Origin of the sequence: Thauera sp. AutoDN2, from assembly GCF_051280715.1 — a bacterium.
Classification (GTDB): Bacteria; Pseudomonadota; Gammaproteobacteria; order Burkholderiales; family Rhodocyclaceae; genus Thauera.
Window position 1 is genome coordinate 67,515 of record NZ_JBNCAR010000002.1, and the last position, 15,773, is coordinate 83,287.

The following is a 15,773-nucleotide window of genomic DNA, read 5'->3' on the forward strand; positions in this document are numbered from 1 at the left end:
TTCAGACCACGCGCCGCACACAACACCAGCACATCATGACCCAGGACGAACTCAAGAAAGCCGCCGCGCTCGCCGCACTCGACTACATCGTGGAGGGTAGCATCGTCGGCGTGGGTACCGGCTCCACGGTGAATCACTTCATCGACGGCCTTGCCGGGATGCGCGAGCGCATCCGTGGCGCGGTGTCCAGCTCCGAAGCGAGCTCGAAACGCCTCGCCGCCCATGGTATCGAGGTGTTCGATCTCAACGGCATCGAACACCTGCCGGTCTATGTGGACGGCGCCGACGAGATCGATGGCGGTTTCGCGATGATCAAGGGCGGAGGTGGCGCGCTCACGCGCGAGAAAATCGTCGCGGCCGTATCCGGGCGCTTCGTGTGCATCTGCGACGCCAGCAAGCGGGTCGACGTGCTCGGCCGCTTTCCGCTGCCGGTCGAGGTGATCCCGATGGCGTGCAGCCACGTGGCGCGCGAGCTGCGCAAGCTGGGCGGCGACCCCAAGGTACGCGCGGACTTCGTCACCGACAACGGCAACCTGATCCTGGACGTGCATGGCCTGTCGATCACGGATCCGGTCGCGACGGAAACCCGCATCAACCAGATCGTGGGCGTGGTCACCAACGGCCTCTTCGCCGAGCGCGGCGCGGACGTGCTGGTGCTGGCAGGCTCCGCGGGCGTGGAACGCCTGCAGCGTTGAGCACCGGATTCACAACCGTGGTTTCAGCCTCGTTGCGCGCAACAAAAGCTTAACAATGCCCTGCTAGCCTGCTGGCTTCCCGAACAGGCCGATTACAGAAATGACCGAACACACCTACAAGCAGTTCGACGTCGAACTCGAGGAAATCCGCCGCGGCGTGCTGCAGATGGGCGGCATGGTCGAACAACAGACCCGGAATGCCCTCCTGGGCCTGCGTACCGGCGACCTGGTGCTGCTCGAGAAGGTCATCGACGGCGACAAGGCGATCAACCTCGAGCAGATCCGTCTCGACGACGAGTGCAACCACATCATTGTCCGCCGCCAGCCCGCCGCAAGCGATCTGCGCCTGGTCATGACCGCCATCAAGAGCGTGTCGGATCTCGAGCGCATCGGCGACGAGGCGAAAAAGATCGCCAAGGCGGCACGGCGGCTGCACACCGCCGAGAGCAGTTTCACCCCGCGCGTCGGACTCGAGCAGTGCGCCACCATGGCGCTCGAGATGCTGCAACTGGCGCTGGACGCCCTCGCACGCGCCAACACGAGCAGCGTGGACACGATCAAGCGCAAGGACGCCGACGTCGATGCCGGCTTCAAGAGCATCATGCGCCAGCTCATCACCTACATGATGGAAGATCCGCGCACGATCACGAACAGCCTCGAAATGCTTTTCATCGCCAAGTCGATCGAGCGCATCGGCGATCACGCCCTGAACATCGCCGAGCACGTGGTCTACCTCGCCCGCGGCGAGGATGTCCGCTTCGAGAAGGCGCAGGCGCAGCTCGGCGAAAAGCCCTGAGCGCCCGCTTCACCTGCCGAAAAAGCGAAGGGGGAGGCGCCGCGAGGCCCTCCCCCTTTTCGTCTGTCCAAGTCCGCCGCGCGCACCAGAGCTGCGTGCAAGCTCAGGGCTGCGGGGGCACGTAGCCGGCAATCTGGTCTGCACCGCCTTCGAAGAAGTGCTTTTCCATCTGCTCGGCCAGATACTTGCGCGCACGCGCATCCATCAGGTTGAGCCGGTTCTCGTTGATCAGCATGGTCTGGTACTTGACCCACTGCTGCCAGGCTTCCTGCGAAACGCTCTCGTAGATGCGCTTGCCAAGTTCGCCGGGCACCGGCGGCCGCTCCAGACCTTCGGCCTCGCGCCCCAGTTTGATGCAGTTCACCATGCGTGCCATGTTTCGATCCTTTCTGCTTGCGGGTTCATAGAAGCGTGAAGGCCGCATTCTAGCCCATTCACCGCGGCCACCTCATCCCGGCCACCTCATCCCTGCCCGCTTGATCCGCCGCACCGGCGTTCGCACATCCGGCGGAGCGCGTCCGGTCAAAGGCTCTTCACGAACACCTTGGAGCGGCGCTGGTAGTTATAGAGCTCGCGCTTCTGGCGCGGCAGGGCCTCCGGGCCGATCTCGCTGAAGCCGCGCTCGCGGAACCAGTGTGAAGTACGCGTGGTGAGCACGAACAGGCGCTCCAGGCGCTGCATGCGCGCGCGGCGCTCGATGCGCTTCAGCAACTGGTCGCCCAGGCCGGCGCGCCGGTACTCGGGCGTGACCGCAAGGCAGGCCAGCTCAGCCGCGTTTTCCTCACTGAAGGGATACAGCGCCGCGCAGCCGACAAGCACGCCATCGTGCTCGACCAGAGTGAAGCGGTCGATCTCCTGCTCGAGCAGTTCGCGCCCGCGCCGCACCAGCGTGCCATCGGCCTCCATCGGCGAGATCAGCGCCACCAGCGCGGCAACGTCGTCCACGGTCGCCTCGCGCACGCGGAACAGCGGGTCTCGAGACACCACCGTACCGACGCCCGCGTGGGTGAAGAATTCGAGCAGCAGGCCGCCATCGAGATCGTGGTCGATCAGGTGGCAACGCGCCACGCCCTTGCGCACCGCACGGATCGCGCAGGGCAGGAACAGGTGCATGTCCTCCGTGAGCCCTTCGCCCGCCTCGAATGCACGCTCGGCCTCGTCCGCCGTCACCGACTCGATCAACGCGCCCTGCGCATCGAGCAGTCCCGGCGCATCGCACAGGTAAATAAGCTTTTCGGCCTTGAGCGCGATCGCCACCGCCTCGGCCACCTCTTCCATGGCGAGGTTGAAGATCTCCCCCGCGGGCGACACACCCAGTGGCGTGATCAGCACGACGTTCTGCTGATCCAGGTCGGCGTTGATCTCCTCGGCGATGATCTTGCGCACGGCGCCGGTGTATTGGTAATCCACGCCGTCGACCACCCCCACCGGGCGCGCGGTGATGAAGTTGCCGCCGGTGACACGGATGTAGCTGCCGGCCATCGGGGTATTCGGCAGGCCTTGCGAAAGCAGCGCCTCGACCTCGAGCCGGGTCACCGCCATGGCCGACTTGACGCACTCCAGCGCCTCCGGATCGGTGACGCGCAGGCCGTGGTGGAAGCGGGGCTCGAGCCCCCTGCGCGCGAGCTCAACATCGATCTGCGGACGCGCGCCATGCACCAGTACCAGGCGGATGCCGAGCGCGGCGAGCAGGTTGCAGTCGTATGCGAGGCTCTGCGCCCGGGCGCCGGCCGCGACCTCACCGCCAAAGCCGACGACGAAGGTGCGGCCGCGGAAAGCATGGATATAGGGCGCGGCCCCGCGCACCCAGGCGACGAACTGTGCGGTAGCGTCATCGACCACCGGCACCGGCGCAGGCACGGGCGCGGAGGACGCTGGCATGTCGAGGCCCGGCGCGGAGTTCGTCGAAGGCGTTGTACTGGCGGACTTGCTCACACGGTCACCACGAGGAAAGCGGCCGGCGGGACTTCGCCGGCACATACGGAATCGGATGTGCGGATTCTAGCCCGAACGCGGCCGGGCGATCAGCCGAGCTCCGCCTCGAGCCGCTCGCACAGGGTGCGCAGCACCTTGATGCGGGCATGGTGCTTGTCGTCTGCCTCGACCAGCGTCCAGGGCACGCGCTCGGTGCTGGTACGATCGACCATATCGCACACGGCACGACGGTAATCGTCCCACTTCTCGCGGTTACGCCAGTCCTCGGCGGTGATCTTGAAGCGCTTGTGCGGTTCGGCCTCGCGCGCCTTGAAACGCTCGAGCTGCTCATCCTTGGTGATCGCCATCCAAAACTTGACCACGATTGCTCCGGCATCGGCCAGCTGCTCCTCGAAGTCGTTGATCTCGGAGTAGGCACGCATCCAGTCAGCCTCCGAGCAAAACCCCTCCACACGCTCCACCAGCACCCGGCCATACCAGGAGCGGTCGAAGATCACCACCTTGCCGCGCGGCGGGAGATGTCGCCAGAAACGCCACAGGTATGGCTGGACGCGCTCTTCCTCGGTGGGCGCGCCAATCGGCACGATGCGGTACTGGCGCGCATCGAGCGCCCCCACCACGCGACGGATCGCACCGCCCTTGCCCGCTGCATCCATGCCCTCGAACACCAGCACCAGGTTGCGCTGGCGAAAGACCTCCGAGCGCGTGAGCAAGGCCAGGCGCCCCTGCAGGGGTTCGAGCAGCTCGTCGTACTCCTTGCGCTTCATGCGCGGGTGCTCGAGGCTGTCGACCACGTTCAGGCCATCGATGCACGGCGGCAGCGGCGCAGCGGACAGGCGCGGCATCCAGTGCTGCGAGGCCGCATCAAGACGCCTGCGCAGCGCGGCCAGCAGCGTGCGTGCCACGAACAGCGTGCGAAAGCGCGGATCGGAACCGTCGACGATCAGCCACGGCGCCTCGCCGGTGCTGGTCGTGCGCAGGGCGTGACCTGCCACTTCGCGGTAGCGATCATAGAGCTCGAAGTACTTCCAGTCGCGCTCGGTCACACGCCAGCGCGTGCGCTCGTCCTTCTCCAGGTCCTTCAGGCGCTTCTTCTGCGCCGAGCGGGAGAGGTGGAACCAGAACTTGATCAGCAGCACGCCCTCGTGCGCGAGCATGGCCTCGAAGCGACGGATCTCGTCCAGGCGCTGATCCAGTTCGGCCTTGCCACTGCGCTTCTCCACACGGTCGCGGATCGGCTGCGTGTACCAGTTGCTGAACATCACGCCGATCCTGCCACGCGGCGGCAGCGCGCGCCAGAAGCGCCACATGAAGGGGCGATCGGACTCTTCTGCGGTGGGCGTATCAAAGGCCCAGGTCTCGATGTGACGCGGATCCATCCACTCGTTGAGCAGATTGATCGTCTCGCCCTTGCCGGCCTTGTCGACACCGTTGATGAGCACGACCACCGCGAACTGCTTGAGATCGAGCAGATCGAACTGCGCATCGAGCAGCTCGGCACGCAGCCCGGGGACGGCGGCATCGAAGGTTTCCGGGTCGGTGTGGTGGCCGAGTTCGGCGGATTCGAACATCAGCTTCTCCCTTTTCGTAGTGCTGCAGTGGTGCCGCAGTGGCGGCTCAGAAGTCGCCCCAGCGCACCTGCATCGCAGCGATCGCCGCCAGGCCGGCCGTTTCGGTGCGCAGGATGCGCGGCCCCAGCCGCACGCGCCGGCAGCCGGCCGCATCGAAGGCCGCCAGTTCCGCTTCGCTCCAGCCCCCCTCCGGCCCAACCAGCAGACGTACGCATCCGGCAGGCGCCGGCTCGTCGGCGAAGCCAGCCGCACCGCCCGGCGCAAGCACGTAGTTCAGCCCACCGCGGTGGCCTGCCAGCCAGGCCGGCAGGCCCAGCACCGGCAACACCACCGGCACGCGGTTGCGCCCGCATTGCTCGCATGCGGCCACTGCAACCTGCTGCCAATGGGCGGCGCGCTTCTCCGCACGCTCGCCAGCAAGCCTGAGCACCGAGCGCTCGGCCTGCACCGGCTGAACCGCGCTCACGCCCAGCTCGACCGCCTTCTGCACCACCCAGTCCATCTTGTCGCCGGACGCGAGCGCCTGCACCAGCACCACCTCCAGAGGCGACTCGCGCTCGGTATCTCGCCGCGCACCGAGCCGCGCCGAAACCCGCCTTCCGTGGATCGCGAGCGTCGCATCGACCTCGCCGCCGTGGCCGTCGAACAGCACCACGGCCTCGCCATCGCGCAGGCGCAGCACCCTCGCCGCATGATGGGCGAGCGCCTCGGGCAACTCGAACTCACCCGCCTCGGGCAGGCGACCAGGAAAGTGGAAGCGTGAAATCATCGTAAGATTATAGGCCTCAGCACAGGCCGCCCGAGCGGCCAGGAGGCCCCGATGCCTACAGCAGCCCAGCGCTTGGCGCGCGCACGCGCCCTGGAATCCATGGTTCGCGACATCGCGCGCGACGAGATCCTTCCCCGTTATCTCAAGTCGGCGCGCAATCGCAAGGCCGACGGCTCGCTCTTCACCGAAGCCGACTTCGCCTCACAGCGTCGCTTCACCGAGGCACTGCCGCAGTTCCTCCCGGGCGCCGTGCTGGGTGAGGAGATGAGCGCCGCCGAGCAGGCAACCGTGTGGAACGAGGGTGCGCGCGGGATGTGGTGCATCGACCCGATCGACGGCACCACCAACTTCGCCAACGGTATCCCGCTGTTCGCGGTATCGATCGCCTATCTGATCCACCACGAGCCGGTGATCGGCGTGGTCTACAACCCGATCACCGACGAGTCCTTCTATGCCGCGCGCGGCGCGGGGGCCTATCTCAACGGCACCGAACTGCCCCTGCGCGCCGGCGCAACCAGCCTGTGCGACGCCGTGGCGGGGGTGGACTTCAAGCGCATCAGCCATCACCTCGGCGACGAACTGGCGGTGCGGCCGCCCTATTACTCGCAGCGAAACTTCGGTTCGAGCGCGCTCGAATGGTGCTTCGTCGCCGCCGGCCGGCTCGACGTGTATGTGCATGGCGGGCAGATGCTGTGGGACTACGCTGCCGGACGCCTGATCCTGGCCGAGGCGGGCGGCATTGCCGAGGCACTGGACGGCGGCGCGCTGATGTCCGGCCCCGCGATCAAGCGCGGCGTGATCGCCGCCGCCTCGCCCGCCCTGTTCACCGACTGGTCGAACTGGATCAAGGCGCACTCCTGAACCCCGCCACACCGAACCGCCTGCGGCGCCCGCGCGCCGCTTATCCGACCCTGCGCCTGCGACGGAGCCCATCATGTCCCTGAAGCACCCGATCATCGCCGTGACCGGTTCGTCCGGCGCGGGTACGACGACGGTCAAGCACACTTTCGAAGCGATCTTTCACCGCGAGAATGTCAATGCCGCCATCGTCGAGGGCGACAGCTTTCACCGCTACACCCGCGACGAGATGAAGACGCTGATCGAGGACGCGGAGCGGGTCGGCCAGCGCGGCATCAGTCACTTTGGCCCCGAAGCCAATCAGCTCTCCGAGCTCGAACGCCTGTTTCGCGCCTATGGCGAAGCCGCCACCGGCCGCCGCCGTTACTACATCCACAACGAAGCCCAGTCGATGCGCTGGAACCTGCCCATGGGCACCTTCACCGAATGGGAGGATCTTCCGGTCGGGACGGACTGCCTGTTCTACGAGGGCCTGCACGGTGCGGTGCAGACCGAGGAAGTGGACATCGCCAGCCATGTCGACCTGCTCATCGGCGTGGTGCCGACGATCAACCTCGAGTGGATCCAGAAACTGCACCGCGACACCAAGCTGCGCGGCTACACCCCCGAGGCCGTGCAGGACACCATCCTGCGCCGCATGCACGACTACGTGCATTACATCGTGCCGCAGTTCGCCCGCACCCACATCAACTTCCAGCGCGTACCGGTGGTCGACACCTCGAACCCCTTCATCGCGCGCGACGTGCCGACACAGGATGAGTCCATGGTGGTCATCCGCTTCAAGGATCCACGCGGCGTGGACTTCCCCTACCTGCTGCGCATGATCCACGATGCCTTCATGAGCCGCGCCAACACCATCGTCATTCCGGGTGGCAAGCTCGACCTGGCGATGCAGTTGATCCTGACCCCGCTCATCTGGAGGCTCATGGAGCGCCGCCGGCAGTACGCCTGATCCAAAAGCCTGCAGCGATCCCCCCACTCTGGGTCGCCTTGATAGTGCGGCACAGCGTTGGCATCCCCGGGGCCTTTTAAGGGATAATTCCGGTTTTTCCGATGGTGGCCTCCGGCCCGAGAACAGCATGCAGCCGACCCGCAACGTCCAGCCCCCGGTCTTCAATCCCATCACCGGTGCGATCCGCGCCCTGGCGATGGACGCCGTGCAACAGGCCAACTCCGGCCACCCGGGCGCGCCGATGGGCATGGCCGAGATCGCCGAGGTGCTGTGGCGCCATCACCTGCGCCATAACCCGGCCAACCCCAAGTGGGCCGACCGCGACCGCTTCGTACTGTCGAACGGCCACGGCTCCATGCTGATCTACGCACTGCTGCACCTGACCGGCTACGACCTGCCAATCGAGGAACTCAAGCGCTTCCGCCAGCTGCACAGCAAGACGCCCGGCCACCCCGAATACGGCTACGCGCCTGGCGTCGAGACCACCACCGGCCCGCTCGGCCAGGGCATCACCAACGCGGTCGGCATGGCGCTCGCCGAGAAGATCCTCGCCGCCGAGTTCAACCGCCCCGGCCACGAGATCGTCAACCACAACACCTATGTCTTCCTCGGCGACGGTTGCCTGATGGAGGGCATTTCGCACGAAGCCTGCTCCCTCGCCGGCACCTGGGGCCTGGGCAAGCTCGTCGCCTTCTACGACGACAACGACATCTCCATCGACGGCCATGTGCAGGGCTGGTTCACCGACGACACCCCCAAGCGCTTCGAGGCCTACGGCTGGCAGGTGATCCGCGACGTGCAGGGCCACGACCCGGTGGCGATCGAGGCTGCCATCCAGCAGGCCAAGGCCGACCCCTCGCGCCCGACGCTGATCTGCTGCAAGACCATCATCGGCGCCGGCGCCCCCAACAAGCAGGACAGCCACGACGTGCACGGCGCCCCGCTCGGCGCGGCCGAAATCGAGGCTGCCCGCGCCCACATCGGCTGGACCCACGCGCCCTTCGAGATCCCGGCCGACGTCTACGCCGCTTGGGACGCGCGCACCAAGGGCGCCTCGCTCGAGGCCCAGTGGAACGCCACTTTCGCCGCCTACCGTGCCGCCCACCCCGAGCTCGCCGCCGAGTTCGAACGCCGCATGGCCGGCGAGCTGCCGGCCGACTGGGATGCCCACGTCGCCGCGGTGCTCGCCAAGGTCACCGACAAGGCCGAGACCATCGCCACCCGCAAGGCCAGCCAGAACAGCATCGAAGCCTACGCGCCCAAGCTGCCCGAGCTGCTCGGCGGCTCTGCCGACCTCGCCGGCTCCAACCTCACGCTGTGGTCGGGCGCCAAGGGCGTCAGCAAAACCAGCGGCGGCAACTACGTGTATTACGGCGTGCGCGAGTTCGGCATGGCGGCGATCGCCAACGGCGTCGCGCTGCACGGCGGCCTGATCCCCTACACCGCCACCTTCCTGATGTTCAGCGAGTACGCGCGCAACGCCCTGCGCATGGCCGCGCTGATGAAGGTGCGCCAGATCTTCGTGTTCACCCACGACTCGATCGGCCTCGGCGAAGACGGCCCCACCCACCAACCGGTGGAGCAGACCGCCACCCTGCGCCTGATCCCCAACATGGACGTATGGCGCCCCTGCGACACCACCGAGTCCGCCGTGGCCTGGGCAAGCGCGATCGAGCGCAAGGATGGCCCCACCTCGATGTGCTTCTCACGCCAGAACCTGCCCTTCCAGACCCGCACGGCGGAACAGGTCGCTGCAATCCGCAAGGGCGGCTATGTGCTTGCGGACGCGGCCGGCGGCACGCCGCAGGCGGTGATCCTCGCCACCGGATCGGAAGTTGCACTCGCCATGGCGGCGCAGAAGACCCTGGCCGAACAAGGCGTGGCGGTGCGCGTGGTGTCCATGCCTTCGACCAACATCTTCGACCGCCAGGACGCCGCCTACAAGGCCAGCGTGCTGCCCGCCGGCCTGCCGCGCGTCGCGGTCGAGGCCGGCTGCACCGACGGCTGGTACAAGTACGTGGGCCTTGAAGGCCGGGTGATCGGCATCGACCGCTTCGGCGAGTCGGCGCCGGCCGGCGAGCTGTTCAAGTATTTCGGCATCACCGCAGATGCGGTGGTGCAGGCAGTGAAAGCGGTGCTCTGACGAGACCCAGGCGCGGGAGCGGCTCCGGAAGCGGACCGCTCCCGCTGCACATCAGGGCTCGACCCGGCGCCTGCCGGCGGGGCAGCAACAAGGACGCACACCCGGTTTTCAATCTTTATCCTCATTCCAGGGAGAAGCATCGATGAGCATCAAGGTCGCCATCAACGGTTTCGGTCGTATCGGTCGCTGCACGCTGCGTGCCATCTACGAGCAGGGCCTGCAGAACGAATTCGAAGTGGTCGCCATCAACGCCTCCGGCGATCTGGCCACCAACGCCCACCTGCTGAAGTACGACACCACCCACGGCCGCTTCGCGACCTCGGTCGAGACCGAGGGCGAGGACTGCATCATCATCGACGGCAAGAAGATCCCCTTCTACTCCACCAAGGACCCCAAGGGCGTGAACTGGGGCAGCCACGGCGTGGACGTGCTGCTTGAATGCACCGGCGCCTACACCACCAAGGCCAAGGCCCAGGCCCTGCTCGACCAGGGTGCGAAGCGCGTGCTGATCTCCGCCCCGGGCGGTGACGACGTGGACACCACCATCGTCATGGGCGTGAACGAAGAAGTGCTGCGCAGCGACATGACCGTCGTCTCCAACGCCTCGTGCACCACCAACTGCCTGGCCCCGGTCGCCAAGATCCTGGCCGACAGCGTCGGCATCAAGCAGGGCCTGATGACCACCATCCACGCCTACACCAACGACCAGGTCACGGTGGACGTGCGCCACAAGGACCTGCGCCGCGCGCGTGCCGCCGCTGCCAACATCATCCCCACCAAGACCGGCGCCGCGAAGGCCGTCGGCCTGGTGCTGCCGCAGCTCGTCGGCAAGGTCGACGGCTTTGCCCTGCGCGTGCCCACCATCAACGTCTCGCTGGTCGACCTCACCTTCACCGCCGAGCGCGCCACCACCAAGGAAGAGATCAACGAGCTGATGACCGCCGCGGCCAACGGCCCGCTCAAGGGCATCCTCGCGGTGAATAACGAGCCGTTGGTGTCGTCCGACTTCAACCACACCACCGTGTCCTCCACCTTCGACGCCACCCAGACGCGCGTCATCAAGGGCGAAGACGGCTCCGTGCTGGTCAAGGTCCTGGCCTGGTACGACAATGAGTGGGGCTACTCCTGCCGCATGCTCGACGCTGCCCGCGCTTTCTATAACGCCAAGTAAGCGCCAGGCAAGCCGGTCCAGAACCGCCAACCATCTACGCCCTGCCCCGCAGGGCGTTTTTCCGGGAACGAGCGAATCATGCAAGTCAAGAAACTTACCGACCTCGACGTGCGCGGCAAGAAGGTCTTCATCCGCGCCGACCTCAACGTGCCGCAGGACGATGCCGGCAACATCACCGAGGACACCCGCATCCGCGCGTCGCTGCCCTCGATCCAGTTCTGTCTGGAGAATGGCGCCGCGGTCATGGTCACCTCCCACCTCGGCCGCCCCACCGAGGGCACGGTCGGCCCCGACGACACCCTGGCGCCGGTTGCGGTACGCCTAGGCCAGCTGCTGCAGCGTCCGGTGCGCCTGGTCGGCGACTGGGTCGAAGGCGGCTTCGAGGTGAAACCGGGCGAGGTCGTCCTGCTCGAGAACTGCCGCTGCAACAAGGGCGAGAAGAAGGACAACGAGGAACTGGCGAAGAAAATGGCCGCGCTGTGCGACCTCTACGTCAATGACGCCTTCGGCACCGCCCACCGCGCCGAAGCGACCACCCACGGCATCGCCCGCTTCGCCCCGGTGGCCTGTGCCGGCATCCTGATGGGCGCCGAGATCGACGCACTCGGCAAGGCGCTGCACGACCCCAAGCGCCCGCTGGTAGCGATCGTCGGTGGCTCCAAGGTGTCGTCCAAGCTGACCATCCTGCGCTCGCTCGCCGACAAGGTCGACCAGTTGATCGTTGGCGGCGGCATCGCCAACACCTTCCTGCTCGCCTCCGGCAAGCGGATCGGCGAGTCGCTGGCCGAGCCCGAGCTGGTCAAGGAAGCGCAGGCGATCATGGACATGATGAAGGCGCGCGGCGCCGAAGTGCCCTTGCCGGTAGACGTCGTCGTCGCCGACGAAGTCTCCGCCCTGGCGCGCGCGAACCGCATCTCGGTGGACGAGGTCGGCCCGCACGACCGCATTCTCGACGTCGGCCCGCGCACCGCCGCCAAGCTGTCCGAGATCATCGCCCACGCCGGCACCATCGTGTGGAATGGCCCGGTCGGCGTGTTCGAACTGCCCCAGTTTGCCGGCGGCACCAAGATGATGGCCTCGGCCATCGCCCACTCCGAAGCCTTCTCGATCGCCGGCGGCGGCGACACCCTGGCAGCCATCGCGAAATTCCACATCGCCGACGACGTGGGCTACATTTCCACTGGCGGCGGCGCCTTCCTCGAGTTCCTCGAAGGCAAGACCCTGCCCGCGATCGCAGCGCTGGAAGCACGTTTCAAGGACTGAGGCCTGCACCGACACCGCGCAACGGCCGCTCACAGGGGCGGCCGTTTTCGTCATGGCGACGCTTCAAGCCCGGCGCAGCCAGCGCACGCCCTGCCCCGCCATCTTGCGCCGCAGCCAGGCGAGCTGAGTCTGTAGCGAAAGCTCCTTGGGACACAGGTCGTTGCAGGCCAGCAGGCTCATGCAGCCGAAGATCCCTGCATCGTTGCCGACGAGCTCGTAGAAGTCGGCGTCGTCGCGCGTGTCGGCCGGGTCGAGGCGGAAGCGCGCGACCTTGTTGAGGCCGACCGCACCGACGAAGCCCTCGCGCATCTGCGCGGTAGCACAGGCGGCGATGCAGCAGCCGCACTCGATGCAGCGATCGAGCTCGTAGACCTCCTCGGCCAGCGCCGGCTCCATGCGCGCCTCCAGGCAATCAAGATCGGGCTCGCCATCCAGGTGGGCCCAGGTCTGCAGGCGCTCGGCGAGTTCGCGCATCCAGCTCCCCACATCCACCGAAAGATCGGCCACCAGCCGGAACACCGGCAGGGGATACAAGCTGAACGATGCCGGCAAGGTGCTCGTCAGCGTACGGCAGGCCAGCCCGGGGCGGCCGTCGATCACCATCGCGCACGATCCGCACACCCCCGCGCGGCAGACGAAATCGAAGTTCAGGTCCGGCGCCTGGGTGTCGCGAATCGCATTGAGCGCGATGAAGAGCGTCATGCCCGGTTGCTCGTCGAGCTCATAGTCGACCAGGCGCGGCACGCTCTTGGGGTCGCGCGGGTTGTGGCGGAAGATGGAGAGTTTCAGGCGGCGGCTCATCGCGGCGCTCCTTCTTCGATGCCGGCGAGGCGTTCGTTGTCGCCGCGATAGCGCTCGGGCAGGCGCATGCGGAAATCCAGCAGCGCGGCCTGCAGGGGGCTGCGCCCGGCGCCCTCCAGGCGGGCACGGATGGATTCGATCTCGGCCTCGCGCAGCGCGGTGGCCGGGTGCTCGACGATGTTGCGCGTGCCGTAGCCGCGGAAGCCGGGCGGCAGCTCCATGTGCTCGACCGTGATCGGCTCGTACTCCAGCACCGGCGCGGCGCCCCCCGTCGGCCACCACGCCAGCGTGCGGCGCAGCCAGTCGCGGTCGTTGCGCGCCGGGTAGTCCTCGCGCGCATGCGCGCCGCGGCTCTCGCGGCGCTCGAGCGCGCCCTGCGCGGCGCACAGCGCGAGCGCGAGCATGCGCGGCAGGCGGTAGGCGGCCACCAGTTCCGGGTTGGCGTCGAGATGGCGGCTGGCGATGCCGACCCGCTGCGCGCGCGCATGCAGGTCGGTCAGCGTCGCAACCGCTGCGCGCAGCCCGGTCTCATTGCGGAACAGGCCGACGTGCTCGGTCATGGTCACCTCCATCTCACACCGCAGCGAGGCCACGGTGTCGCCGCCCGGCGCGGGCACCGGACGCGCAGCGATCGCCTCCAGGGCGGCGCGCTCGCGGCCGACGAACTCGCGCGCGAGTCCGGGCGAGAACTTCAAGGCGCCGGCGTGCGACGCAACGAAATCGGCAACGTACTCGCCCACCAGCATGCCCGCCACCACCGTCTCGGCGAGCGAGTTGCCGCCCAGACGGTTGAAACCGTGCAGGTCCCAGCACGCCGCCTCGCCCACCGCGAACAGGCCGCGCAGCGAGGGCGATTCGCCGCGGTGGTCGGTGCGGATGCCGCCCATCGAGTAGTGCTGGGTCGGACGCACCGGGATCCAGTCGCGCGCCGGGTCGATGCCGAGGAAGTGGCGGCAGATGTCCTTCACCTCGCGCAGCTTGTGGTCGATGTGGGCGGCGCCGAGCACCGCGATGTCCAGCCACAGGTGCTCGCCGGCGGCGGATTTCACGCCTTTGCCGCGGCGCATGTGCTCGGCCATGCGGCGCGAGACCACGTCACGCGAGGCCAGTTCGGCCTTCTCCGGCTCGTAGTCGGGCATGAAGCGGTGGCCATCAACGTCACGCAACAGACCGCCGTCACCGCGGCAGCCCTCCGTGACGAGGATGCCGGCAGGCACGATCGCGGTGGGATGGAACTGCACCGCCTCCATGTTGGCCAGGCGTACCACCCCGGTCTCGAGTGCAATCGCCGCCCCCATGCCTTCGTTGATCAGCGCGTTGGTCGAAATCCCCCAGATGCGGCCGAAGCCGCCGGTGGCGATCACTGTGGCCGCAGCGAGCATGGCGTAAAGCTCGCCGCTCTCCAGATCGCGCACCACCACGCCCTGGCAACGCCCGCCCTCGTGGATCAGCGCCACCGCCTCACTGCGGTTGCGCACCGGAATGCCCTCGGCCACCGCGCGATCGCCGAGCGCATAGAGCATGGTATGGCCGGTGCCGTCGGCGGTGTAGCAGGTGCGCCACTTGCGCGTGCCGCCGAAGTCGCGCGCGGTGATCAGGCCATGGGCCTCGTCGCGTTCGGTGAGCGTGACACGCTCGCCGTTGATCACCACCTCATGCGCGCCGCGCTGCACCCGGTTCCAGGGCACCCCCCAGGCCGCGAGCTCGCGCACCGCCTTGGGCGCCATGTGGGCGAACATGCGTGCGACAAGCTGGTCGCACCCCCAGTCCGAACCGCGCACGGTGTCCTCGAAGTGCACATCCTCGTTGTCGCCCAAGCCCTTGGTCGCATTACCCAGACTCGCCTGCATGCCGCCCTGCGCCGCGACGGAGTGCGAGCGTTTGGCCGGTACCAGCGACAGCACCTCGACCCGCAGCCCACGCCGCGCCGCGCCCACCGCGGTGCGCAGTCCGGCCAGCCCGCCACCCACGACCAGCACGTCCGTGTATTCGATCCTCATTGCCGCAATGCTCCGGAATCCACCCCGCGCTGCCAGCTCGGCACATAGCGCTCACCCGCACGCGGTGCATGCTCGATGCCCAGGCGGATCTCCGCCATCAGCGTAGTCAGACCGAGGGTGAGCAGGAAGGCGATCAGCGCCCACATCGCGATCTTGAGCCGGCGCCGGCTCACACGCACATCGCGACCCTCGAACCACCCCCACTTCACCGCCAACCGATATAACCCCACGCTGCCATGCACCTCAACCGCGAACAGCAGCGCAAGGTACAGCGGCCAGAAACCGCCGGTCCACACCCGGTCGGCGGACTCATACGGGCCGATAAGTTCGGGGTGCATGAACATCGCGTACAGGTGTACCGGCGCCAGGAAGAACATCGCGAAGCCGGTCACCACCTGCACGAACCACAACGTGGTGTCGCCATGGCGCAGCCGGCTGCCGTGCCGCGCAGCGATACGGTACTGGCGCCAGTCGGCCGGGAACTTGCGCAGGGCCAGCAGCGCATGCAGCGCGAGCAGCGATGTGATCCCCGCAACGAAGACGGACACCAGCCAGGCCTGCGGGCGCGGCAGGAAAAAGTAGCCCTCGAAGAACCGCGCCACGCTCCAGGCGAAATCCTCGCTGATCAGGATCGCGGAAACGAAGCCCATGTGAACCCACATGAAGAGCGCGAGCGCGAGCCCCGACAGGCTCTGCAACACATCGAGACGGGCAGGCCAGGGGGAAGATGCGGAACGGAATCCGGGAAGCGGTGAAGTCATCGGTCAGGCAGGCATCCGGCAGGGGGCACGCCGGGCGCCCGCAAAGGAAAGGAGGCGG

14 protein-coding genes are annotated in these 15,773 nt (G+C 67.4%); 7 read left to right on the plus strand and 7 right to left on the minus strand.

What is annotated here, in order from left to right; all coding sequences use genetic code 11:
* Nucleotides 1-35: 35 nt before the first annotated feature.
* Complete coding sequence (gene rpiA, locus ACPT9U_RS01680; protein ID WP_418364939.1) at nt 36-695, plus strand: ribose-5-phosphate isomerase RpiA; 660 nt, start codon at nt 36-38, stop codon at nt 693-695.
* A gap of 100 nt (nt 696-795) precedes the next feature.
* Nucleotides 796-1,491: a phosphate signaling complex protein PhoU gene (gene phoU / locus ACPT9U_RS01685; protein WP_418364938.1), complete on the plus strand. Its 696-nt coding sequence runs from the start codon at nt 796-798 to the stop codon at nt 1,489-1,491.
* 103 nt (nt 1,492-1,594) lie between these two features.
* Here the strand turns inward: phoU and ACPT9U_RS01690 are convergent, their stop codons facing one another.
* From ACPT9U_RS01690 to ACPT9U_RS01705, 4 genes are all read right to left on the minus strand, one after another.
* Nucleotides 1,595-1,867: an oxidative damage protection protein gene (locus ACPT9U_RS01690; RefSeq protein ID WP_418364937.1), complete on the minus strand. Its 273-nt coding sequence runs from the start codon at nt 1,865-1,867 to the stop codon at nt 1,595-1,597.
* Between the two features lie 146 nt (nt 1,868-2,013).
* Nucleotides 2,014-3,372 (minus strand): amino-acid N-acetyltransferase, encoded by a 1,359-nt coding sequence (gene argA, locus ACPT9U_RS01695; protein WP_418365002.1) that lies wholly within the window; start codon nt 3,370-3,372, stop codon nt 2,014-2,016.
* Nucleotides 3,373-3,515: 143 nt separating this feature from the next.
* Nucleotides 3,516-4,997 (minus strand): polyphosphate:AMP phosphotransferase, encoded by a 1,482-nt coding sequence (pap, locus tag ACPT9U_RS01700; protein WP_435749668.1) that lies wholly within the window; start codon nt 4,995-4,997, stop codon nt 3,516-3,518.
* Nucleotides 4,998-5,043: 46 nt separating this feature from the next.
* Nucleotides 5,044-5,766 carry a 16S rRNA (uracil(1498)-N(3))-methyltransferase gene (locus ACPT9U_RS01705; protein ID WP_435749670.1) on the minus strand — a complete coding sequence of 241 codons (723 nt, stop codon included), beginning with the start codon at nt 5,764-5,766 and terminating at the stop codon, nt 5,044-5,046.
* Between the two features lie 51 nt (nt 5,767-5,817).
* Here ACPT9U_RS01705 and ACPT9U_RS01710 point away from each other — a divergent pair, with 51 nt between their 5' ends.
* The 5 genes from ACPT9U_RS01710 to ACPT9U_RS01730 all read left to right on the plus strand — a co-directional run bounded on the left by ACPT9U_RS01710 (nt 5,818) and on the right by ACPT9U_RS01730 (nt 12,153).
* Nucleotides 5,818-6,627, plus strand: a complete 810-nt coding sequence (locus tag ACPT9U_RS01710; RefSeq protein ID WP_418364934.1) for an inositol monophosphatase family protein — start codon at nt 5,818-5,820, stop codon at nt 6,625-6,627.
* 73 nt (nt 6,628-6,700) lie between these two features.
* Nucleotides 6,701-7,576 carry a phosphoribulokinase gene (locus tag ACPT9U_RS01715; RefSeq protein ID WP_418364933.1) on the plus strand — a complete coding sequence of 292 codons (876 nt, stop codon included), beginning with the start codon at nt 6,701-6,703 and terminating at the stop codon, nt 7,574-7,576.
* Between the two features lie 127 nt (nt 7,577-7,703).
* The gene (tkt, locus tag ACPT9U_RS01720; protein WP_435749671.1) at nt 7,704-9,719 is read left to right on the plus strand and encodes a transketolase; all 2,016 of its coding nucleotides are present in this window, start codon (nt 7,704-7,706) and stop codon (nt 9,717-9,719) included.
* A 142-nt stretch (nt 9,720-9,861) separates the two neighbouring features.
* Nucleotides 9,862-10,890: a type I glyceraldehyde-3-phosphate dehydrogenase gene (gene gap / locus ACPT9U_RS01725; RefSeq protein ID WP_418364931.1), complete on the plus strand. Its 1,029-nt coding sequence runs from the start codon at nt 9,862-9,864 to the stop codon at nt 10,888-10,890.
* A 78-nt stretch (nt 10,891-10,968) separates the two neighbouring features.
* Nucleotides 10,969-12,153: a phosphoglycerate kinase gene (locus ACPT9U_RS01730; protein WP_418364930.1), complete on the plus strand. Its 1,185-nt coding sequence runs from the start codon at nt 10,969-10,971 to the stop codon at nt 12,151-12,153.
* Nucleotides 12,154-12,216: 63 nt separating this feature from the next.
* Here the strand turns inward: ACPT9U_RS01730 and ACPT9U_RS01735 are convergent, their stop codons facing one another.
* Genes ACPT9U_RS01735 through ACPT9U_RS01745 form a run of 3 tightly spaced genes read right to left on the minus strand, consistent with a single transcriptional unit; the run spans nt 12,217 to nt 15,715 of the window.
* Nucleotides 12,217-12,954: a fumarate reductase iron-sulfur subunit gene (locus ACPT9U_RS01735; RefSeq protein ID WP_418364929.1), complete on the minus strand. Its 738-nt coding sequence runs from the start codon at nt 12,952-12,954 to the stop codon at nt 12,217-12,219.
* A complete protein-coding gene (locus ACPT9U_RS01740) occupies nt 12,951-14,954 on the minus strand; it encodes a fumarate reductase flavoprotein subunit (protein ID WP_435749672.1) in 2,004 nt (667 codons plus the stop codon). The genes ACPT9U_RS01735 and ACPT9U_RS01740 overlap by 4 nt, the downstream gene beginning before the upstream one ends.
* Complete coding sequence (locus tag ACPT9U_RS01745; protein ID WP_418364927.1) at nt 14,951-15,715, minus strand: fumarate reductase cytochrome b subunit; 765 nt, start codon at nt 15,713-15,715, stop codon at nt 14,951-14,953. Before ACPT9U_RS01745 ends, ACPT9U_RS01740 begins: the two co-directional genes overlap by 4 nt.
* Between the last annotated feature and the right edge of the window lie 58 nt (nt 15,716-15,773).